We start from the raw sequence: 19,936 nt of genomic DNA on the forward strand, positions 1-19,936 counted from the left end.
CGCCCGCCCCACCACGAAGACGTCACGCGATTCAATGTCGCGACCGATGACCACGTTAGCTCCGGTCTTGCGCGCGTGTCTCAGGGTTGCGACTAGTAAGCCATTGTCGTCCTTCCCTGCGGTCCGCAACGTCGAAACCAGCACGATGTCGGGCCGACGTGCACGGACTAGGTCTTCAGGGCTGGAGCCGTGGACCAGCGTCACCTGCGCGATATCGCCCGCCGTCGGTCTTGCGCTCAACGGTTTTTCCTCCGCCCCCTCGAGCGCGCGCCAACGGCAGAGCGAGGTGGCCATCACGAGCACCTTGACAGATTCGTCCTCGAGCAGCTCGTCGACGTAATCCGACACGTCCTGCGTCGTACGAAGCGCCCACCCTTTCGGGTCAGCGCGCTCAGTCAGGGCGAGACGGGTGGTCTGGCCAAGCCCCCACTCCGCGCAGATTCTCGCCACTTCTCGCGCGGTCGTTCCGCGACCAGGGGTTGAGAGTACGACGTCACTGCGCAGGGGCGCGTCTGTGCCCCCACCTAGAATATGAATTGCTGCCATTACCATGAGCCTTTACCAGATATTCTCAGCAGTTTAGCATTTGCAAAGCGCACGGCCAATGTAAAGTCACATCCCCGCGTGTATAAAAAACGTCCCTACATCCGTTGCAATTGTGGATTGCACTCGGCCAGGCGAGGTCACCTGGTGTGTTGTGAAGGAGATTGTAATGAAGTCAATCCTGTCGGATGACCTGTTCCAGTTTGCGACCAAGCTGCAAGCTGAAATCACCCGCGCCGCCGCTGGGCTGTGCGCCACGCTCGACGACGTATTTGAGCCGCTACATTTCTCGATGTCGGGCCACGCGGGCACCGAAATGACCGCCCGACTGACTCCTGACGAGCTTTTTGTCAAAGCCACGCAAGGCGAGCAGAGCTACGAGGTGTACATCCCCTCCCCGCATTCCCGTTCCGTGCAACCGCCGTCAGTGCGCGTGAGTATCGCCGGTGAAAAGGAGACGCGCTCATTCCAGCTCGGCGGCGACGCATTCTTCGCCGGCGAATTCGTCCCGCCCGGTTTCAAGCGTCTCCACGAGCAGGTTGCCGACCATGTCCGCAAGACGTTGCGCTGGCACCCGGAGACAGCCCAGGCCGTCGCGAAGGACAACGCCAAAGCAATGCCGCCGAAAGACGAGGCGGACGAGCTCCGGACGTACACGCTCAGTCGCACAGACGACATGGACCTTCGTTTCGAAGGAAAGCTCATCGGGCAGGTTTTCAGTGCGGTGAAGGGCGGTCGCTCGTTTCACTTCGCGTTGTACCAGACGAAAGGCGGCAAATACGTCGCGGCACGCCGGGGCCTCACGCTTGTGCTCGGCGAGATGGTGAGAAACGAAGTGGCCGTGTGTACAACTCCCGCTGAAGTGCAGGCGTTCTTCGGCAAAAACGAGCTCGCCAAAGCGCTCTACGCACAGATGGGCTTCGAATACATCCAGACGGTCGACTGACGCGTCTCGAGGCTTTCCGCCCCGTCAAACGGCCCAATCCCGGGCCGTTTCTCTTTCTCGGCGCCGTACTGCTCCCAACCGTCCGAAATACTTCTCACGTCGCGGTCTCTACACACAGAGCTGCAAAGCAAACCAACCAACTGAGGACATCATGGACATGCAAGAAGACTCGAAAGCGAGAAACCGTGCCATCGCAGAGCGCGTGCTGGTCACGGTCGACAACGTCGACGGACAGAACGTACTGGTAGCGCTTGCTCCCGACGGAGTGACCGAACTGGACGCGCAGGAGATGGCTCGTAAGTTGTCGGTCGATAACGACGAGGTATCGGACTTGATGCAGGCGCTGTCCGAAGCTGGGTTCGTGGTCTTCGAAAAGTTCGTGACCGTCGACCTGGCCTGAACGCCTCCGCCCCTCTCAGGGCGCGACACTAGCTGATTCGAAGCGAGCCGATTGATTGGCTCGCTTTTTTCATGCAGCCCCTTCGTCCATCACACAAAGAAAAAGCCGACCAGATGGTCGGCTTCGAATAAGGCGGTGAAGATTCGCTTGCGTCAGTGAGCTGCACCGACGAAAAAGCTGCCATTTTTTTCATGCATCACAACAGTCCCAACGAGTGCGCCGCCGACGAACTTGTCCAGCTTGCACGTGACGCGGCCAGCCATCGTCGTGGGTACCGACACTCGGTAGCAGGTGCCAAAAATTCCCGGCATCGGCTTTCCTTGGGGCGTGACAACAACGGGTTTGCGCTTGTTCAGGGCATCGAGAGCGAGGCGAACGACTTGGGTGTTGACCGGTTGCATAAAAAGACTCCAAAAAAGTAATTGACCTGAGTCGTGTAGCAACCTTTCGGGAACGGTGAGCTTTTCATGGCACCGGCATTTGCGAAATGTCGTTGCAGGGACTACCGCTCACGGATGACATCGTGCCGTCCATGGATGCATCCCACGTCAGATACGCCTTCGTCCGAGCGTAGCTGTTAAAAATTTTCGCTTCCCAGACTCGCGCCGACGGGACGTTGGAGCCCATCGACGAGAATGCGGTTTCGTGGAAGCAACTGTGTACGGTCGACCACGCGTTGAGTTCGGCGGTCGTCGTCGCAGTACCGCGCGCACCTCGAATCATTGACCACGTAAGCCATTGCGCCTCCGCCGTCGCGGCCGCTTTCGTTGCCGGGTCCCTAAATGTCGAGACTATCCACGCGTCAACGTCGTCGCGTACACCGTTACCGTCCGTGTCCTGGCCGATAAGCGCCTTTTCACTATCCGTAAGCGGCCCATATATGCTTGATGTCGTGATTGACCCAGACGGCTGCTGCCCCGTGCCGCCTAATGTGTTTGTAGACGCGGCTACCCCACTACCGCTTGCGGCTAGCGTTACGGCCAGCGTCATCGCTAAAATCCCACGCATTGGTCTCGCTACAAATTTGAACGACTTCATCTCCGTATCGACTCCGTTATGTGTGTGGCTGTCCGAGTGGTCACTGATAGACAATAACGAGTCGAGCATTACCCGCTCCTTTGCTGTACGTACCTGCGACCCCAACGCCTGAAACGTAGCCGGGGCTCGTTGTCATCGGCACGGTTGTGCCCGAGGCTGCCACACTGACTTGATTGGTCGCGGAAGCGTCGAGGTAGGACATTCCCCCTTGGCCCCCTGGATAGAATTGCCACGACGCATTGGTGGTCTTGATTCCGCCCTGGCCACCGTTATGGCCGCCACCGCCTCCTCCTCCGTTGCCGTCGCCTCCGGTGTCTGAAGTTGTGGTTGCGCCTGTGCCCGTCGTCGTCTGGCCGTTGAAGCCTGTCATAGAACCGTAGCCGGAAGAACCCGAATAATCATCCCAGCCTCCACCGCCGCCGCCCCCGGCCACGAGAAGGTCCTGACCGTTGAGCTGGAGGAAAGCTCCGCCGCCCCCAGCACCGCCGGCCGCACCATAAAGAGTGGAATAAGCGCCGGACCCGCCGCCGCCGTACGATGCTCGCGGGGACGTCGTTCCCGACAGGCCGGCTTGTCCCACGATGACGGTAAATTGCTCCCCACCCACGACACTGAAGGTTGCCCCCGCATACGCTCCCGCTCCTCCGGTGCCGTAGGTCGTGCTGCCCCCGCCACCCGCGCCCCATGCGGCGACCGCTATCTGGGTACAGCCCGCAGGCACAGTGAAGGATTGCGCACTTCCGGTGTATGAAAAGGCCGTCGTGCCCGGCGTACATACGCCAGCACCACCGGTCCCGCTTGAGCCCGTATTAGTGTTGGTGCCGGTTGAGCTGGCCAAAAGGCCCGGCATGGGAATGCGGTAGATATAGTTGCTAGCGAGGGCCGGTCCGGCCGACAGCAGGATGCCGAACAGTCCTGTGAGCGCTAGTTTCCGTGTTGCTTTTCGCATGGTTTCGTCTTGAAGGGAGGGGCAAGGGCGCCAATCCCTCGTATAGCCACCGTAAATCGCGGGAAACCTTTCAGCCGGAACGGCCAGGAAATCGCGCCGTAGGTAAGGACCCGCAGGGCATCTGCTGCAACCCAAGTGAGTCGCCCAAGAAAAAAGCCCGCGCGAAGCGGGCTTTCGAATGAGACACGCTGATGGGTGTGAAACCCACAGCACCTTAGACTTCAACTATAAATCGGCTCCTCCGCCTGACTGAGCGTGGCGAGCTGCGCCGCCGACAAGCCAACATCGTCATCAGGCTCAGCCACCGGTGCGGCAACAGGAGCCGCTGCTTCAGCGGGCGGCGTGTAGCTTGCGCGAGTCCGCGCACGCAACGCGTCGACCTCCTCCTTGGCCATCAGCTTGTGCGGCTCAACCAGACGCATGCCAATGGCAACAGGCGAACGGTTGTGCCGCTGGGCGATGACGTGCAGAGGCAGCTTTTCGTCCCGGTACGCGCGAACGAGTTCTGCGTCCTCCTCCGGCGTCCACTTGGTGCCCTGCCCCCCGAAGGTCGTCGTCCCGGGCGGCGTTTTTACTGCGACGCCGTCCACGCGACTGGTCGAAGTGGCAGCCCGTGTACTGGCCGCAGCACCCTGACCCGCCTGCGCAGCGTTAGCTGCCGGCGACGCGACGGGCCTCGCTGCGGCAGCTGCGGGAGCAGCCGCTTGCGTGGGCCGTTCCGCTGCTTGCGCGGCGGCCGGTTGCGCACCCTGTGCGGGCGCTGCGCTGGCTGCAGCAGGTGCCGCAGCGCTGTCCGTCGCGGAACGCGCGAGGGCGGCAAATGCCGTCTTCACGGCTACCGCCTGAACCTTATCAGCCTTTACAGAGCCGTTGTGTTCATCGACAAACTGCATGAATGCTTCCTTGAACTTGATAGCTGCCGCGCCTTCAGAAAAAGCGCGCTTCAGGTTCTCCGGAAATCCTTCGATGCCGTCTTCGAACGGCCGTCCGTCAGGCTGCAAGCCTGCTGCCAGATGCGTCAATACTTGATACGAACTCACGATGTCCTCTCTTGAAAAGTTTTCCCCGTATCATCGGGGCGGTTGGTCCTGCGAGGTATAGCGATGCGATAGGAGGGCACTCGTGCGAAGTTGCGCCAAGGCTCGACCATGACGTGCATCGCCGCGCTCCGGCGCCCGCGACAGCTTAGCGCTCCAACCACTCCGGCAAAGTGTGCAGAAAGAACGCATTGGCAGGTGCCCCGAACAGGGCACCGAGGATGCCAAGAGCGATTGTCCAGCGGGGTCCCGCGCTCGGCACGAAGACCATACCCAGCAGGGCACCGAGCACCGCGCCGGCGAACGCGCCTGTTGCGCCACCTGCTGTCGCTTCCAGCGCGACCGTGGTCGTCGGACTGCGAGGCTTTTTGCTCGCTGCCCGTTGCGCGGCGGCGGCGCGCGCTTCCCGGAACTCCTCCTCCCGCTCTTCCTTCGTTTGTGAGTCGGAGCGGCTCGCTGCAAGCAAGTCTTTCTCGAGGTTAGGCTTGCTGCGTTTGGGCGTGCGAAAGAACGCCTTGCGTGCGCGGTCCATGCCGTGTCGGGAAAAAGCCATGCGGGTCTCCTGGTGTTCGATACATTGAATAGCTACACGGCTTTTCATTGGTACGAGTTCCGTCGCACCTCAATGACGACCGAACTAGCCGGATGACAACGACACCAAAAACACGTTTTTGTTTTGTTAAGATGCACCGGCCTCCCTTGGATATCTCCCCTATGTCTTCAGCGCCCCTCTCAGACGACCCGGATTTCCCGTGTCTCCACATCTATCCGCAGGCGTGCTGGCATCGGCCAGTGCTCGTGTACGCAAATCGACCGGGGCTGGTGAACCTGCGCCGCGCTATAGACGAGGCGCTCGCGTTTGGTGCGTCGGCGGCCGAAGTTTTTGCCAGGGACGGTGAAGGTTTCGACGCACTGGTCGTCAAAGCGACTGACGCGGAAATGTTCGCATCGGAAGCGCCGTACTATGACGAGAGCATCTGGAACGCGCCGCCAGCCGCTCCGTGGGATGCTCGAGGCATCGACCGGGCAGAAGCGATAGCAGCAGGCAAAACGATTGCAGAGGTCTACGGCGCTGAGTCTCCTTATGAGCCGCCGCAGGTTGACAGCATGCACCGCGAAGCCGTTTTCCTGGACGTCGCGCGCCGGCATTCAGCCCGCACCGTGGACGGGGCACATCTGTTTTCGCAAGCGCAGTTGATGGATTTCGTTCGGGCGTTGCCGGACGACGTATTGATGCGACTTCGGGCCGACGCGCCGGTAGTGGAGGAAGCCACGAGCGGCACAAACTCGTAGTCGTCGGAACCGGTCCGCCTTGGTCGCGTCCCTTTACGCGGCGTTTCGCCACAGCGCGAAGCGGTAAAGCCGGGCTACCACGGGGGTGCCGCAACTCCGGAATTCGAACTTCAAACTGAATCGAAATTCCGGTTTTGTGCGGTAGGCGGCCGGCGGACGCCTCCTTCCCCAGTGCGCTGGGCGAGCCCGTCGATTTTGCGCGCGGTCGCCGCGCCGCTCCCGCCTGCCCCTCCTTTCCAGTTCGCGCACAGCTTCGAACGCCCCGCTGCAGACAGAAGCCCCTGGCCGCTGCGCGATGTAGGAAGCCCGAGGTGGGCAGCCTCCGGTCCCCCTCAGGGTCGCTCGCCGGACGTCGCTACACCTCCCAAGGTCCTGGAACACCTCCCGCTCGCGCCGGCTCACCGGTACGGCAAAGCTTCCGCTTCAAATCGTAGTCGACATCCACTTTGTGCGTTCAGCACGAAGCGTCGGTCAGGTAAGGCGAGCAACTTGGTATTTCCCGTCAAGGGCGCTTCGTGCGCAACCCATAAGGATTTGATATGTTCGTAAAGGTCAACCCGGCCGTGATGGCCCGTAACGTGCAGGAATTCGTGAAGCAAAGTGGCGGCAACACCACCTACTGCGCGGCACTCGAGATGGTCAGCAGGATGTGCGGTTTCGATATGTATCGGGCGCTCAAGGTATATGCCGAAGGCTCGAAGGAAACCGATGCAGTTGTGTTCGAATCCACGCTGGAGTCGTGGGACAAGCATGACGAACTCAGCCTGGATGCGGAGAAGCTGAGCCGCCGCCAGACCGAGTACCGTGTGAAGGTCGAAAGCTTCGGGTCCGAGTGCCTGCGTGTTCTCGTCGCGCCCTCAGGCGTATCGGAGCTGGCTGACATGGCGGGTCTCGACGTCGTGGATATGCGCATTGAGATTAACGAAGGCATCCCCTGCGTGCATCTCACGAACGACCCCAATGGAGAAATGCTGGTGACGGCGTTTGGACACAAGGGCGGCATGCTGTTGCGCGAGGACGAGGGCGAGCTGGACGACCTCGGGCTTGGTAATGCGCGGCTCGCCGAACACATCAACGAGGAAGAGTGGACGATGCCCTACGCCCCCAAGGCTTGGGCTATCAACAACGACACCGCTGAGATTTACGGCGTTTCGGCAGCACGTGCCGGCGATGCTTCGTAAGTGATTTGATTGGGCGAGAGACTATCTCGCCCTTTTCTTTTATCAAGCGAATCCTCACATCCTTTTCAAAACGCCGCCTCGGTTGTAGACTTGGCCTCTCCCTATCCGCCCTGAGGCCGGAACGGCAAGTCGCACCGTCGACGAGTCCGGCCCCGCCTCCCTCCCCTTTGCAGGCTCAAGAACATGACAGAAAACACTGCGCAACAGGCGCCCGCCGACAAGCTGCAATCGTTCGAAAACCTCGCGGAGCTCGCCACAATGGCCGGTTTTCGAGTATTTCCTCGCGCCCGCCAAATCGTAGCGGCGGACCACGGCTCGTCGGGCTCCGCCGAAGAGTCGTTGGCCCGTTTTGAACTTCTCGTTCGCGAAAACACGCTTGCTGGGGTTCGCGCGCACATCACGCCGGACTTTGAGGGCGTCGCTGACAAGCGCATGAGCGAACTGACTGAGCTCCAGCAAGATGACGCCCATGAGCTCTGGTTGCGCGCCCAGATTGGCTGGTTCAGCGAGTATCACCAGAGACATCTGAAGTTGCTCCTCAAACGCCTCGACGAAGCGCGCGCGGTCACGGCACCGTCCGCCTAGGCCGTCGTACAAAACCAACGGAAGAACCATGGCGCGCGACATCTTTACCCGAAACCTCCGCAATCTGGCTCCGGGACAACATACCCGCCAGCTCATAGAGGAGCACATTAACGCGATGCTGCTTGAGCACAACCTGCGCATTCAGGGATATCTGCACTTCCTGTCGACCGGCGAGGTCGTGCCGCACCTTGAAGGCGACGGGCGGCTTCCTTTCCTTCGGGCCAGCACCAACCCAGAGTGGCAGCGAAGCCGCCTCGAGAAGGAGTTCATTCCGGATATCGACCTGGCGGGGATGAGCAACCAGCACCTGCTCGGGCGCTACGCATACGTGCTCCGCCGGCTTGACGCCTTTTACAATCCAGATTGCGCCGTGTTGTAAGCAAAACGACAACTGTGGCCGGGCCGGCTTCGCTCTATCGAACGCCATGCCCGCGCTGCACGCATCTGACGTCATTGACGGTGCGTCGCGCTCGTTAGCGGCGGCCCCGTTCCACCTCGCGCCGCGCGTCCAGGCGCTAGCCCCTCTCCGGCCTTCTTCCGGCCTGCGTGGCAACGCGCTGCGTGTGCCTCCCCCTCTCCAGTAACTCCCCCTCCCATATCCGACCTGCACCTGTTTTATACTGACACCGTTTAGCATTTGTAAAGCCTTTACACCTGCTATACAATGGCTCTCGTCACGTACAAAATCCATTTCAAATGAGCCGAATTTCCTTTGACGATACACCGTCGCCTGTAAAGTCGACGGTCAGTCTTCTGTCGCCCGTTGCGGCTGCCCCCAACCTGCCCGCAGTCTCGCAGCGTCCAGCCCCTCAGCCAGTGAGCACAGCCCTTCGCGTTGTGACCGACGAGGACCTGGACCGGCTGGCCACGGGTCGCACGACGCAAAGCTCCTCCATCGTCAACGAGATTCTCGCCAGCCAGCGGGCGTCGGACGCCGAAGAGTTGGGCGTGAAGCTGAATGCAATCATCAGTTCGGCAAAGGGCCTCGACCCGGCTCAACTGGGCAAGCAAGGCCTCCTGCAAAAGCTCACCCATCTGGGTTCGAGCGTGAAAGAGAAGTTTCAGGCTCAGTACGACGTCGTCGAAAAGCGGCTGGATACGCTTGTGGCGTCCGTCGCGCCGCACTTCACACGTCAGGCGTCGCGCATCAAGGATTACGAGCGCATGCTGGAATCGAACCGTCAGCTGTGCCTTGGCTTCGAGTCCGACAAGGCTGACGCGGAGCAACTCGCGGCCGCGCTGCGCCAGCAAATTGCATCCTTCGGGACATCCACCGACGTGTTCGCCGCCGAGGACAAGGCCCGGGTGCAGCGCCAGCTCGAGCGTGTCGAAAAGATGATTTTCGACTTCGAGGCGTCCATCACCCATTGCCATCAGCGTGAACCTTTGCTCGCGCGCATGCAGGAACAGGCCCGTACGCTAGTGGCCGCCTACTACACGTTCGAGCGTCAACTGCTGCCGATTCTCAAGGAAACGTACGCCGAGTACATCCTGAACCTCGAACAGAAAAAGGCGGCTGAAGTCGCCAACCTGATGTACGACGCGACCGACCAGGCTCTGCGCCGACAGGCCGAACTGGCCAACCGCAACGGCGAGGAGATTGCGCGCCTTGGCCAACGGCCGGCCATCACGGTCGAGACGCTCGAATACCGCCAGAAGCTTTTCACCGAAGGCGCGGAAAAAATCCGCCTCATCAACGAGGAGGGCGAACGTATGCGCCGCGACGCGCTCCCCCGCTTGCAGGCCATCGACCAGCAGCTCATCGCCAACGCATCCCGTAAATAACCCGAGGACTCCCATGGCAGTCAACTTTGAAAAACGCGTCGAGAAAGTCCGAGTCGTGCTGAAGAAGCGAAACATCCTCACGCCGACGACTGTGCGCGCGGGCGCCGCGCTGGACGCCTCCGGCTCGGCGAAGTGGATGTATGAGAAACACATCATGGAAGAGTGCCATCAACGCCTGATGGCGCTTGCGGGCCCGTTCGATGACAACGGCGAGCTCGATGGCTGGGTGTTCTCCGAGAAGCACAAGCAACTCGAAACCGCGAAGGTAGCGGACTACGGTAACTGGGTGCACCAGGAAATCTGGAGCAAACAGGAAGAATGGATGTGGGACGGGACGCTGTACGCACCGGCCATGGAAGACATCGCGGAGTTTTACTTTCCGGAGTCGATGGCCGAAGCCAGCGTGAAGGCGTCCGGCTCGTTCCTGTCGCGTCTGTTTGGCGCAAAGGCAAAGCCGCAGGCTGCTGCCCCCGTGCGCGACATGACTCCCGCATGGAACATGTTCATCACGGATGGACAGAACTCAGACCGCGCCAGAGCCGAGGCTGCCTTGCAAGCAAGCCAGAAGTATCCGCTTTACTGGACGCTCATTGGGGTAGGCAACCCTCGGGAATTCGGTTTCCTGCAGCAGATGGCAGACAAGCTGCCGAATGTGGGCTTCCTCAATCTTTCGTCGCTCGATATCGAAGAAGAAGCGCTCTACGAGCAGGTCATTACCGAAGAATTCTGCACGTGGGTTCGCGGCCACGAGTAAGCGCGAGCGGGCGGCGTCCCTGCCGCCTCTCTCCTCAAGGACAAGCATGACCGCCTTTAATTACGACCCCGACCTCGTCCAGTGTGGCCGAACGGCCCTGCAGACAGTCAAGCTCACTTTCGGAGTTTGCTGCTACCGCGCCGAACGCACGGTACAGGTCGACGGAAACCTTCGCGGGCTGTGCGTCATCGAGGAGGCCGTCCACCAGGTTTGCCTGGGTCTGCCGGGCGAACTGCCCAACCCCCTTGTTCTGGCACTTACCAACGCAGCCGGCGAACAGCTGGAATGCACGGACGAACTCGGTCGCGGAATCCGGTGGCTCAATGAGCTACTCATAGCGGCTGAGATTGCTGCCATCGAACCCTCGGGGCGCGGGGCCGGTCGCGGCTAAACCACGGTCGCACGTCCCCAAGCTCTTTTTGTAAAGCCGATTGCGCTCATAAAGGAAAACAAGCACATGCCTTCTGTCAAGAACACGGTCAGTGATTTTCGCTGGCCTGCCATCCTAACGGTCCTCGGCCTCATTGCCGGTGGCTGGCTTAACGGCGTTCAGGGCTTTCTCGTCGTCGCAACGCTCGCGCCGCTGGAAATCTCTGTGTCGTTCGATAACGCCGTCCTCAATGCAGCCGTGCTGCGCAACTGGAACAGTGCGTGGCGCGCGGTATTCATGCGGGTGGGCCTGCCCATTGCCGTGATTGGCATGCGGCTTCTGTTCCCGCTCGCGATTGTCGCGGTGCTCGGGCACGTCAGTCTCGTTGACGCGGCGAAAATGGCAGTCCTTGACCCGAAGCAATACGCCAACGTGCTGCAGTCCTCTCACCGGGAAATCGCCGCTTTCGGTGGCGCGTTCCTGCTGATGGTCTTCTGGGAATTCATGCTCAACGTCGAGAAAGACAGCCACTGGCTCCGTTTCATCGAACAGCCGCTGAGCAAGGCCGGGAAAATCGGCAAGCTGGACGTGTTCCTTACGCTGGGTATCCTCGCCATCACCACCATGTTTGTCGCCGACGAGGAACGCCTTTCCTTTGTGTTCGCGGGCATCAGCGGAGTCATGAGCTTCGTGGCGGCCCACGGCCTGGGTTCAGCCCTCCAGGGCGATGACGAAGAGGCTGCCGAAGGTTCCGGCGGCGAGGTAGCGAAGGCGTTCGTGAAGCAAGGCCTGCTTGGCCTGCTCTATCTCGAGACGCTCGACGCGTCCTGCTCGTTTGACGGCGTGATTGGCGCGCTCGCCATCTCCGACAACATTTTCCTGATTGCAATCGGCTTGGGCATCGGTGCGGCGTATGTACGCAAGCTGACCCTTCTGCTCGTCGAGAATGACTCGCTGCAAGCCTATCGCTACCTCGAGCACGGTGCCTTCTGGGCTATCGGCGCGCTTGGCGCCCTGATGTTCGTCGGCGTTGTCCACGAGGTGCCCGAAGTTGTGACGGGTCTGCTCGGCGTCGCATCCATCGCATGCGCAGTGTGGAGTTCCCTCCGCGCAAACAAGGCTGAACAGCGCGCGGCAGTTGCCGCTCAGTAATCCCGATATCTCTCACAGTCAAAGCAAGGAAAAGACACCATGCCAGTACAGTTCAAGAAGCTCGCACGCGGCGACCGCGTGAACCTGTCCAAGGAATCGGGCGGCAAGCAACACTTCCGCGTCGCGCTCGGCTGGGAAGAAAGCCCGCGCCCGGGCGAAAAGATTGACCTGGACGTATCGCTGTTCGGTCTGGCCGACTCCGGTGAGCTCAAGGACGGCAAGCCCGTCATGAAGCTCATCGACGACCGCTGGTTCGTCTTCTATAACAGCGAAACGCGCACCAGCGACAACACCACGACATTCGTCGACGAGAACGAAGAGAAGAAGGGCCTGCCGGCTTCTCCGTGCCTGGGCATCATCCACAGCGGCGACAACCAGACGGGCAATGCCGCCGGGGCCAATGGCGACGCGGAAACCGTGTTCTTTGACGGAGCCGCGCTTGATGCACGCGTGGCACTGGTGCCGCTTATCGTCTCGCGCTATCAGAAACCGCTTGATGTGCGCCGCTATGGCAAGCTGACCTTCGGCCAGGTGCAGCAAGCGTACGTACGCGTCTACAACGAAGATTCGGGCGACCTGCTCGCGCAGTACATGCTGTCGGAGGACTTCAAATCCGACATCTCGGTGCACGCCGGTTCGTTTTATCGCGAGAACGGGGACACGTTCTTCGAGGCGGTCGGTCAGGGTTATCCGGACCGCGAGCTGGACGACTTTTACTCGAAGTTCCAGGCCTAACGAGTGAACGGCCTACGGGCCGTCGAGGCCCCCGCCAGTCGGGGGCCGTTTTTCCGCCCTCAAGGTGCGGCATGACCCAACCCCAGTCCCGCTTTCGAATCGTATTCGACGACGCGCCTTCCCCTGCTTCGCCGCAAGCCGAGCCGCCCATGTCTCCGAAAGTTCCCCACCGTCTGTTTGACGACACGCCAGCGCCTACTCCGGATGCGGCCAGTCCCGCCAGCCCCCCGACGGCGCGCCGCGCGCAAGCGGTCAACTTCGACGAGCCGCCCCGGACAGCCGACGCTGGTCGCAGCATGCGAGAGTCGACCGGGGCGGAGATGCCCGCGCGTGCGCGCCACGCAGCGGACCTGGCGTTCGACCCGCCGACAGCGCGCCGCACCGCGCCTCCCTGCGTGCCTGCCGGGGTGCCTGCCGGGGTGGCGAGCCAGCCCGTCCTGGGTCCGGCCATTCCGGACGTCGTTACGCATGCGCTCGGGCACGCTCGGGCCGCCTATGCAGAGCTGGTCGCGCAGGACGAGCCGCGCTTCAAGCTCAAGCTGTCGCAGCTATTGCCATTCAAGCTCGCCGGCGTGACCTCCTGGGGTGCCGACGCAGCACAGCAGCAAAGCCGCCTCGCCACTGATGCCGCTACCGTGATGCGCACATACAGCGACCTTAATGGCTCAGAGGTCCTGGAGACCACGCTCGATGCCGCGCGTGCAAATCCCTCTCGCCTGCAACGACTCATTACCCGGCACCGCAGCCTTGACGACTGCCGGCTGAGCATTATCGCCTTGCGTGAACGCCTGCAGCAGCTAATCCCTGAGTGCGAGGAGTTCATCAATGAGCAGGACCACCTTGCTCGCGAGCTGGCGCTCTATCTTGCGGTACTATCCGTATCCGCCGATGTCACCGGCGCAATCGCTGACGCAGTGTTGGCCGGCGCTGTCGACCAGCGGCGGCGCGCGCTGCAATCGTCTAACCAGCAGGCGCAGGTGCTCAAGCAAACCCTGCAGGAGCTACGCGGGCTGATTGTGGCTTTGCTCGGAAACATCGACCACGGCCTGAATGTAACGCTTCCCGCCATCGAGCTGGCGAAAGTCGGAGCAGCGGGTCGCTAGACGCAATCTGTACACAATGTGGAGCATCGCTTGACCTTCGCCCCTGGCAGCGCGCCGCCCACCGAGCACCGACTTTTCAAAACGCTCGGCCCCGTCAAAGGCAGGACGTTTGTCGTCGGAGACCTTCACGGCTGCTATGTGGCGCTGCAGCGCGCGCTGGCCGCTGTCAGCTTCGATACACGATGCGACCGGCTCATTGCCACAGGGGACCTCATCGACCGGGGTCCCTTTCCCCTCGAGTGCCTGCGCCTGCTGCGCGAACCCTGGTTTCACTCCGTGCGCGGAAATCACGACCGCATGGTGCTGTCGTTCCTCGGGCGGCCGACGAAGCTTCGAACGAAGCTGCAGGCGCGGCTCTACTCCGGCGATTGGCTCAAGGGACTGCATGCGCAAACGCTCGCAGAGTTGCACGAGCTCGTACCGCACGTCGAGTCACTGCCGCTTGCGCTTGCTGTACAAACATCCGCAACCGACACGTTTTACGTCGTCCACGCTGAGCGCTTTCGCGCCGGCCGCTTCATCACCGACGCTGAGATTCAAGACGAGGCCGTTCTTGGCCGCTCGATAGAAGCCCTGACATGGGGCCGGCGGTTATCTGGTGAGCTTTTTCGGGAGATGGCGCGCCCGGAGATGCACACGGCCTACGACACGAATGGCCTTTCTGTCGTCGCGCGAGAGCGGCAACCGGGTGTGTCGCTCACCTATGTCGGGCATACCATCGTCCCGTACCCGATTCTTTACCGCTCGCATGTCTTCATCGACGGCGGCGCGTACCGGCCTCATCTGAAGGAGGCGGCGGCCGGGACGCTGTTTCTGATGGAGCACGTGCCCGGGGCAACGCCTAAGCTCGCGTATCCGCCCTGCTAAAGCAGGTTCCGAATTGCGCAGGTCACCGCCTGTGTTCCCGCAGGTACCGTTCTCGGGCCTCTGGCGAGCTCTTATCGAGGTCAACGGCGTCCTGTGTGAAGCCGATTCCCCCGCATTTCGGGTCGCCGCCCCAACCCGGCCGCGTGTACAACCCATCCGGCCTGACACCGCCAGCCATCCCCCGGTCGAAGTCGGTGCACTTCGGCGGTTGCCGGACACCCTGAATCGCGGGTAAAGGCTCCGGCCCGTATGTATTAACGACTTTGGCGGTGTCATCGAACCCGAGGTTTACCGCTCGAGCGAACATAATCAGTGCTACCCCCAGCAGACCAAGCAATGTAAGCCTACTGAATGAAATACCTCGTCGTCCGTCTGACCGTTGAGCCGTTGGCCACAACAGGAGCCAAAGTAACGCGACACTGGCGAGAGCTAGAACGCCGCAGAGTACGGTAAACAGCCAAAACGGCATTGACGGTCACGGGGTGGTTAAAGGAACTCTGTCTAGCTAGCGCACTTATGCGTTTCCGCGATGGGGGTCGACGATGACGTGGCTATAAAGGAGACATTCTCTCCTCAGGCGTATCCAATTGAGCCGCACTTTAAACCTAGCCGTCGCCGCCTTAGTTCTCGTATCCGTAAACACTGCCTTCGCGTACAGCGGGTGGAAGGTTGCCCCTGAGAATACGGTCCTTCCATCAAAAGAACTGACGGGTTATGTCGGCGAGGTAGGCTTCCATGTCATCTATCCGAAAATAAATGACCCAGTGGTCAGGAAGTACGTTAAGGAACGCCTGATGGAATGCGGGCCGAGCATGCCTCGCGAAGACGAAGACCCTGACGAGGACAGTCCCACGTCGTGCGAACTTGAAATCACCGCGTTCAGGTCGGGTAAGCACTTCGTGACTCTGCAGACCCTCAGCTCAAAAGAGGAACTATCCAGAATTCACTACTGGGCCGATGCCCAAGTATTTGTGCTTTCCGGGAAAGAGCACCGCATGCTGAAAAAATCGGACATTTTGAGTCCGACCGATAAGTGCCGCCATCAGATTGGCGAGTCGTTACTGCGAGAAGCGGCGGCGGATGAGGACCAAGCTTCTTGGACGGTAGGCGTCAGCGCGGAGCAGCTATTTGACCGCATGAACATCTGGGCTGTCGATTCAAATCGCGTCGAGTTTATCGAGCCGGGTTTTACCGGAGCGAACAGTTACCTCCAGCTATCAAACCAGCAGCTCGGCGATTGCCTGCGGCTGCGCTAGACGGTTACCCAAAAAAACCGGTCTGTGCGAGAACACAGACCGGTGTCAATCATACAGCCGAGGCTGCGGCGACCCCCCCGCCGGCGCCTCCATTCAGGTCCAGTGTGCGGCGCGAAGCTCCACACCATATTCAAACTCCATTGTCCGTGTTGCGAGCCAGCCAGCCCCGCAGATAGTCCAGACGCGCCTGCGAACCCTCGATTTGTGCTTTAGTCCCCAGCTGCTCAAGGCGAGCTTGTCGCAGCGCACGCTGCGCATCATCCGTCTCGATACCTTGCAGCTGCTGCACGTTGGAATCGGCTAACGCCATGCGCTGGTCCAGACCTCGCAGGATACCTTCTTCGGCTTGAATGAGGCCGCGAGCCGTGTCAAGTGCACGCCGATACTGCATCTCGGGACCACCACGTTCCTCGCTCACGTACTTCGAGGTCAGACTCGCAACACGGCTTGCGGCCCGGTTGGCGGCAACAGCCCCAAAGCTATAAGAAACGGTCACCCCGACAAACGGCCGGGTACGACCATCGTGGCGCGGGTCCGTCTGCGCACCCGCCGCGATGGACACATCCCACGCCGATTCAGCCTGAAGCTTGCTCGCCTGTCCTGCCACTGCGGCCTTGGCAGCAATGTCTTCCTGTACCAGTTCGCGCAGCGGGAGTTCAGCCTCGGGCAGCTGGTCCTGGATACGGCTAAGGCTTTGCTGCAACGCCGTCAACAGCGCGGACAGCGTATCCCGTGCGTCGTATGCCGCCTTTACGTCCATCAAGGTCGCTGCGTTGACCTTTCGCAGCGACGTTTCCTTGTCAATGTTCGCATTCGCGAGGTCAAGCGCTTTTCGCAGCAAGGGCTCCATCGCACCAAATGCCAGGAGGTCGCCGCGCTGCTCGACGTTTTCAGCCTGCTCAGCCAGCTTCCTGTCCAGACGATACGACTCACACGTGGCGTCCGCCAGCTCGCCGGTCGTGCGGGCTTGCAGGTGCTTGGACAGGGACTTGCTGATGCCCATGGTGATGGTGCTGCTGTTACCAGTGGCAGGGTTACCCGTCGTGGCAAATAGCTGCGCCGAGCCAAGAAGTTGCTTTTGAACTTCGGCCTGGGCCTGCGTCATGTCACAGAAAGACTGGGTTTCATCCGCAAACGCGGGCACAGCGGTCAGGACAGCCAGGTTAAGAGCGAGCAGTTTAATGGTCTTGTTCATTTTATTTACTCGGAGCCTTGTTGGAGAACCGGATTAGCAACCCGTCATTCATTCGTTGTACTACTTTGTTCCGCCCGGACCCCTCCGGGCAGGTAGCGCATCGTGGCTTAGAACACGTACAGGGGACGGTGGCCGACAAAGAGTGTCATCTTCTTTGCCGCATCCTTGTCCTTCATATCCAGCTCAGCCAGGGTGCCACGCATCCGCGTATTGAAAATTGGGTGAGTCACCTCGATTTCATCCTTCGTCAGTGCCTTGACGATGCCCACCTTCGAGCAAACCACGATTTGCAGCGCGCAGGAATAAATCGGCTTGCCGACCTGGACCGCGTCATCGTTATCGTAGGGAACAAAAGCAAAGCGACGCATGTCACTGACACCATACGCCGCCATATAGAAGGGGCTTGCCTTCAGGCTTTCCAACAGCGACTGGAGTTCGCCTACCTGCTTGCTTTTCGCATCAACGTCAGCATTCAGTTGCACGAGCTTCAGGTCCGTCTCAGACATTTCCTGCTTGAGCACGCTGACCTGGGCCAGGCTATACAGGGCTTGCGGCGAGGTACCGCCACCCCCAAGCGACTGCACACCGCGCGACAGTTCCGACATCTGGTTGGCCATCGTTGCCATAGCAATCCTGCTGTCGCTCAGCTGGGATTCAGAGGTCACAATGCTGGCCTTTAGCTGAGCAGCCGTTGCAGCGGTAATCAGACCCGCCTTAAGTTCCTGCTCGATGCTTTCTCCCAGCTTGCGATTCGCTGCCACAGCCTCTGCAACGTGAGCCGTCGACGCCTGTTTTTCCGTTGCAAGCTTGCCGAGTTGCTGGTTGAAGGCGGCGTCCGCGTCCTTCTCCGAAACCAGTGAATGCTCGTAGCGTGCGATGATGCCTGCAAGCCAGTCATGCTGCGTTTGCAACAGATGACGGGCCTGAGTTGCACTGCCCAGCTCTTCGTTCATGGTGTCGAGATTCTGCTTGGCTGTAAAAACCTGCCCAGCAAGCGACGCAACACGCGGGTCGGATTTTGTAAGAATGACCGGCGCAATCCAGCTGGAATTAAGCAGGTAGGTGACCGGCAAAATACCGTAACAGACAACACTGACCAGGATAAGGCCCAGCAGCGTGACCGCCAGCCAGCGATAGCCTTTGATTAGCAGCTTTTGAATAGCCCCGATTTCAAGCTTGCCGAAGCGGGAACCCGTAATCGAAGTGGTCGAAGTAGGTGTGCTCATTTTGTTTTCTCTCGCTAGTTGTAATATCAAGCCGCTATTGCTGTTGCGAAACCGATTCAGGTTGCTGAGGTGCGGCTTCGGTGCGCGTACCCCAACCGCCTTGGTCGAACGTCAGCCACGCTACACCTGTCAGCACAGGGAAGATGGCGTGCCAGATAGTGGCTGCAAAAAAGAGCTCCACTACGTTCCTGATTTTTTCGGTGCCCGGGGCCATTCGTGGTGCCATCAGGTTGTAAAACAGACCCAAGAATACAAACAGGACCCCACCGGCGAAGCCCGAAACTGTCAACGACTTGACAAAGAACACAAAGCCATTGGCCATCACGGCAACAAGAAAGACAAAGAGCGCAATGGACGCACACATTGCAGGCAGCAGCCAGGTCAGCGTCGGCAGAACACCAATTTTCTTGAAGTTGGTACGCAGATTAAGAATCGTCCAAATCGGGTCAAGCGAGCCTGAGCGGCACCACCGCTGTTGCTGCGAGATAAAATCGCCAATCGTTGTGGGTACAGTAGTCCAGCAGAATGCGCGGAAATTGATAAACGTGCGCCACCCATGCAGCCCGATGACGTGAGACATGTAGCGGTCTTCACCGTAGCGAACGGGAACGCCGAGAACAATATGCTCACTAATATCCGATTCAATTTCGCGATACACGCAAGCCCGAACGGCAAACATGCAACCACTGATACACGCGACGTACTTGCCCAGGGACTGCGAAACCTTGTTGAGTTGGAAGGCCTTGAAATAAGCAACCGCCTGAGCTTTTGTCAGTACGTTGTCGTTGACATTGCGAACGCCGACAGCGCCCCCGACTGCCCCAACCTCAGGGTCCGTAAAGCCGGCAGCCAGCTCCTTGACCGCGTTCTTGTCAAAGATGCAATCGCTATCCATGACGATAAAGATTTCACCCTTGCTTTGATACGATGCGTTAATCAGCGTCAGATGCTTCCCGGAGTTGGTTGCATTACGCCCGATGATGAGGCGGTCACCATAGAGTGTCTTCGCATGCTCGAGCCACTCATACGAGTCATCTTTACTGCAGTCGTCCCATGCGATGACTTCCAGTCTATCGTGCGGCCAGCTAGACGACATGATACTTGCGATGGTGTCGAGAATTTTTTCGCTTTCATTGAAAACAGGCAACAGCACAGAAACCATCGGCTGGCGTGTGTAGTCAAGCTGATAGCGGCAGCCTCCCGTAGTCAAGCGCAGCAAATATTGACCAATGGCACCGAAAGCGGCAATGAAAAGGAGCGCCTTTAAGAAAAAGTAGTTGCCAACGTTCAACATGCTTGCCTCACACAAGTCGAAGGAGTGTTCCCTGAAAGGGGTGCCATGCCCGGGGCGCCGAAGCTCGGAACTGTCATCGCGGGGGGTGTCCTTTTGTAAAGTACACGCTCAGTATAAGACAGCGCGTCGATGATTTCCATATAAACATACACTTTACGTCGACAGCTTACGTGAGGCCAATGTCGCGCCTCGCTTTGAAAAGCCCGCCCACAGGCGCATCTGCGACC

At 59.9% G+C, this 19,936-nt stretch carries 22 protein-coding genes; 14 read left to right on the forward strand and 8 right to left on the reverse strand.

The genetic code is table 11. The features are described 5' to 3' along the window. A partial coding sequence (locus tag F6X40_RS34765; protein WP_187630961.1) for a hypothetical protein occupies nt 1–348 on the reverse strand: 348 nt, incomplete at its 3' end. 364 nt (nt 349–712) lie between these two features. Between F6X40_RS34765 and F6X40_RS34770 the strand changes: the two genes are divergently transcribed. Together F6X40_RS34770 and F6X40_RS34775 are read left to right on the forward strand one after the other, a co-directional pair. Beyond that, nucleotides 713–1,489 (forward strand): hypothetical protein, encoded by a 777-nt coding sequence (locus F6X40_RS34770; RefSeq protein ID WP_187630962.1) that lies wholly within the window; start codon nt 713–715, stop codon nt 1,487–1,489. 151 nt (nt 1,490–1,640) lie between these two features. Further along, the gene (locus F6X40_RS34775) at nt 1,641–1,889 is read left to right on the forward strand and encodes a hypothetical protein (protein WP_187630963.1); all 249 of its coding nucleotides are present in this window, start codon (nt 1,641–1,643) and stop codon (nt 1,887–1,889) included. Nucleotides 1,890–2,041: 152 nt separating this feature from the next. Here F6X40_RS34775 and F6X40_RS34780 read toward each other — a convergent pair whose 3' ends face one another. From F6X40_RS34780 to F6X40_RS34795, 4 genes are all read right to left on the reverse strand, one after another. Next, complete coding sequence (locus F6X40_RS34780) at nt 2,042–2,290, reverse strand: hypothetical protein (RefSeq protein WP_187630964.1); 249 nt, start codon at nt 2,288–2,290, stop codon at nt 2,042–2,044. Between the two features lie 677 nt (nt 2,291–2,967). Then, nucleotides 2,968–3,876: a hypothetical protein gene (locus F6X40_RS34785; protein WP_187630965.1), complete on the reverse strand. Its 909-nt coding sequence runs from the start codon at nt 3,874–3,876 to the stop codon at nt 2,968–2,970. A gap of 221 nt (nt 3,877–4,097) precedes the next feature. Continuing rightward, nucleotides 4,098–4,898, reverse strand: coding sequence for a hypothetical protein (locus tag F6X40_RS34790; protein ID WP_187630966.1), 801 nt, complete (start codon nt 4,896–4,898; stop codon nt 4,098–4,100). 163 nt (nt 4,899–5,061) lie between these two features. Next, complete coding sequence (locus F6X40_RS34795; protein ID WP_187630967.1) at nt 5,062–5,514, reverse strand: hypothetical protein; 453 nt, start codon at nt 5,512–5,514, stop codon at nt 5,062–5,064. A gap of 221 nt (nt 5,515–5,735) precedes the next feature. Here F6X40_RS34795 and F6X40_RS34800 point away from each other — a divergent pair, with 221 nt between their 5' ends. The 12 genes from F6X40_RS34800 to F6X40_RS34855 all read left to right on the forward strand — a co-directional run bounded on the left by F6X40_RS34800 (nt 5,736) and on the right by F6X40_RS34855 (nt 15,994). Beyond that, a complete protein-coding gene (locus F6X40_RS34800) occupies nt 5,736–6,206 on the forward strand; it encodes a hypothetical protein (protein ID WP_187630968.1) in 471 nt (156 codons plus the stop codon). 539 nt (nt 6,207–6,745) lie between these two features. Then, nucleotides 6,746–7,387: a hypothetical protein gene (locus F6X40_RS34805; protein WP_187630969.1), complete on the forward strand. Its 642-nt coding sequence runs from the start codon at nt 6,746–6,748 to the stop codon at nt 7,385–7,387. Nucleotides 7,388–7,645: 258 nt separating this feature from the next. Next, nucleotides 7,646–7,972 carry a hypothetical protein gene (locus tag F6X40_RS34810; protein WP_187630970.1) on the forward strand — a complete coding sequence of 109 codons (327 nt, stop codon included), beginning with the start codon at nt 7,646–7,648 and terminating at the stop codon, nt 7,970–7,972. 28 nt (nt 7,973–8,000) lie between these two features. Beyond that, nucleotides 8,001–8,351 carry a hypothetical protein gene (locus F6X40_RS34815; protein ID WP_187630971.1) on the forward strand — a complete coding sequence of 117 codons (351 nt, stop codon included), beginning with the start codon at nt 8,001–8,003 and terminating at the stop codon, nt 8,349–8,351. Nucleotides 8,352–8,668: 317 nt separating this feature from the next. Further along, nucleotides 8,669–9,757: a toxic anion resistance protein gene (locus F6X40_RS34820; RefSeq protein ID WP_187630972.1), complete on the forward strand. Its 1,089-nt coding sequence runs from the start codon at nt 8,669–8,671 to the stop codon at nt 9,755–9,757. Nucleotides 9,758–9,770: 13 nt separating this feature from the next. Beyond that, the gene (locus tag F6X40_RS34825) at nt 9,771–10,511 is read left to right on the forward strand and encodes a VWA domain-containing protein (RefSeq protein ID WP_187630973.1); all 741 of its coding nucleotides are present in this window, start codon (nt 9,771–9,773) and stop codon (nt 10,509–10,511) included. Nucleotides 10,512–10,557: 46 nt separating this feature from the next. Beyond that, nucleotides 10,558–10,902, forward strand: coding sequence for a DUF5406 family protein (locus tag F6X40_RS34830; RefSeq protein ID WP_187630974.1), 345 nt, complete (start codon nt 10,558–10,560; stop codon nt 10,900–10,902). A 66-nt stretch (nt 10,903–10,968) separates the two neighbouring features. Beyond that, on the forward strand, nt 10,969–12,033 hold the full coding sequence (locus F6X40_RS34835) for a DUF475 domain-containing protein (protein WP_187630975.1): 1,065 nt from the start codon (nt 10,969–10,971) through the stop codon (nt 12,031–12,033). A 39-nt stretch (nt 12,034–12,072) separates the two neighbouring features. Continuing rightward, nucleotides 12,073–12,768: a TerD family protein gene (locus F6X40_RS34840; protein ID WP_187630976.1), complete on the forward strand. Its 696-nt coding sequence runs from the start codon at nt 12,073–12,075 to the stop codon at nt 12,766–12,768. A 296-nt stretch (nt 12,769–13,064) separates the two neighbouring features. After that, nucleotides 13,065–13,871 (forward strand): hypothetical protein, encoded by an 807-nt coding sequence (locus F6X40_RS34845; RefSeq protein WP_187630977.1) that lies wholly within the window; start codon nt 13,065–13,067, stop codon nt 13,869–13,871. 30 nt (nt 13,872–13,901) lie between these two features. Beyond that, the gene (locus tag F6X40_RS34850) at nt 13,902–14,738 is read left to right on the forward strand and encodes a metallophosphoesterase (RefSeq protein WP_187630978.1); all 837 of its coding nucleotides are present in this window, start codon (nt 13,902–13,904) and stop codon (nt 14,736–14,738) included. A 587-nt stretch (nt 14,739–15,325) separates the two neighbouring features. Next, nucleotides 15,326–15,994, forward strand: coding sequence for a hypothetical protein (locus F6X40_RS34855; protein ID WP_187630979.1), 669 nt, complete (start codon nt 15,326–15,328; stop codon nt 15,992–15,994). 130 nt (nt 15,995–16,124) lie between these two features. Here the strand turns inward: F6X40_RS34855 and F6X40_RS34860 are convergent, their stop codons facing one another. The 3 genes from F6X40_RS34860 to F6X40_RS34870 all read right to left on the reverse strand — a co-directional run bounded on the left by F6X40_RS34860 (nt 16,125) and on the right by F6X40_RS34870 (nt 19,709). Next, entirely contained in the window at nt 16,125–17,189 is a 1,065-nt protein-coding gene (locus F6X40_RS34860) for a hypothetical protein (protein WP_187630980.1), read from the reverse strand. Between the two features lie 107 nt (nt 17,190–17,296). Beyond that, nucleotides 17,297–18,415 carry a hypothetical protein gene (locus F6X40_RS34865; protein WP_187630981.1) on the reverse strand — a complete coding sequence of 373 codons (1,119 nt, stop codon included), beginning with the start codon at nt 18,413–18,415 and terminating at the stop codon, nt 17,297–17,299. Nucleotides 18,416–18,449: 34 nt separating this feature from the next. After that, nucleotides 18,450–19,709, reverse strand: coding sequence for a glycosyltransferase (locus F6X40_RS34870; RefSeq protein WP_187630982.1), 1,260 nt, complete (start codon nt 19,707–19,709; stop codon nt 18,450–18,452). Nucleotides 19,710–19,936 lie beyond the last annotated feature (227 nt).

Origin of the sequence: Paraburkholderia sp. UCT31 (assembly GCF_014397655.1) — a bacterium.
GTDB classification, from domain to species: Bacteria; Pseudomonadota; Gammaproteobacteria; order Burkholderiales; family Burkholderiaceae; genus Paraburkholderia; species Paraburkholderia tuberum.

Coding starts and splice junctions, on each gene's coding strand:
- F6X40_RS34770 (WP_187630962.1), top strand. CDS start 713: ATGAAGTCAATCCTGTCGGATGACCTGTTCCAGTTTGCGACCAAGCTG.
- F6X40_RS34775 (WP_187630963.1), top strand. CDS start 1,641: ATGGACATGCAAGAAGACTCGAAAGCGAGAAACCGTGCCATCGCAGAG.
- F6X40_RS34780 (WP_187630964.1), bottom strand. CDS start 2,290: ATGCAACCGGTCAACACCCAAGTCGTTCGCCTCGCTCTCGATGCCCTG.
- F6X40_RS34785 (WP_187630965.1), bottom strand. CDS start 3,876: ATGCGAAAAGCAACACGGAAACTAGCGCTCACAGGACTGTTCGGCATC.
- F6X40_RS34795 (WP_187630967.1), bottom strand. CDS start 5,514: ATGAAAAGCCGTGTAGCTATTCAATGTATCGAACACCAGGAGACCCGC.
- F6X40_RS34805 (WP_187630969.1), top strand. CDS start 6,746: ATGTTCGTAAAGGTCAACCCGGCCGTGATGGCCCGTAACGTGCAGGAA.
- F6X40_RS34810 (WP_187630970.1), top strand. CDS start 7,646: ATGGCCGGTTTTCGAGTATTTCCTCGCGCCCGCCAAATCGTAGCGGCG.
- F6X40_RS34815 (WP_187630971.1), top strand. CDS start 8,001: ATGGCGCGCGACATCTTTACCCGAAACCTCCGCAATCTGGCTCCGGGA.
- F6X40_RS34820 (WP_187630972.1), top strand. CDS start 8,669: ATGAGCCGAATTTCCTTTGACGATACACCGTCGCCTGTAAAGTCGACG.
- F6X40_RS34825 (WP_187630973.1), top strand. CDS start 9,771: ATGGCAGTCAACTTTGAAAAACGCGTCGAGAAAGTCCGAGTCGTGCTG.
- F6X40_RS34830 (WP_187630974.1), top strand. CDS start 10,558: ATGACCGCCTTTAATTACGACCCCGACCTCGTCCAGTGTGGCCGAACG.
- F6X40_RS34835 (WP_187630975.1), top strand. CDS start 10,969: ATGCCTTCTGTCAAGAACACGGTCAGTGATTTTCGCTGGCCTGCCATC.
- F6X40_RS34840 (WP_187630976.1), top strand. CDS start 12,073: ATGCCAGTACAGTTCAAGAAGCTCGCACGCGGCGACCGCGTGAACCTG.
- F6X40_RS34845 (WP_187630977.1), top strand. CDS start 13,065: ATGCGAGAGTCGACCGGGGCGGAGATGCCCGCGCGTGCGCGCCACGCA.
- F6X40_RS34860 (WP_187630980.1), bottom strand. CDS start 17,189: ATGAACAAGACCATTAAACTGCTCGCTCTTAACCTGGCTGTCCTGACC.
- F6X40_RS34865 (WP_187630981.1), bottom strand. CDS start 18,415: ATGAGCACACCTACTTCGACCACTTCGATTACGGGTTCCCGCTTCGGC.
- F6X40_RS34870 (WP_187630982.1), bottom strand. CDS start 19,709: ATGTTGAACGTTGGCAACTACTTTTTCTTAAAGGCGCTCCTTTTCATT.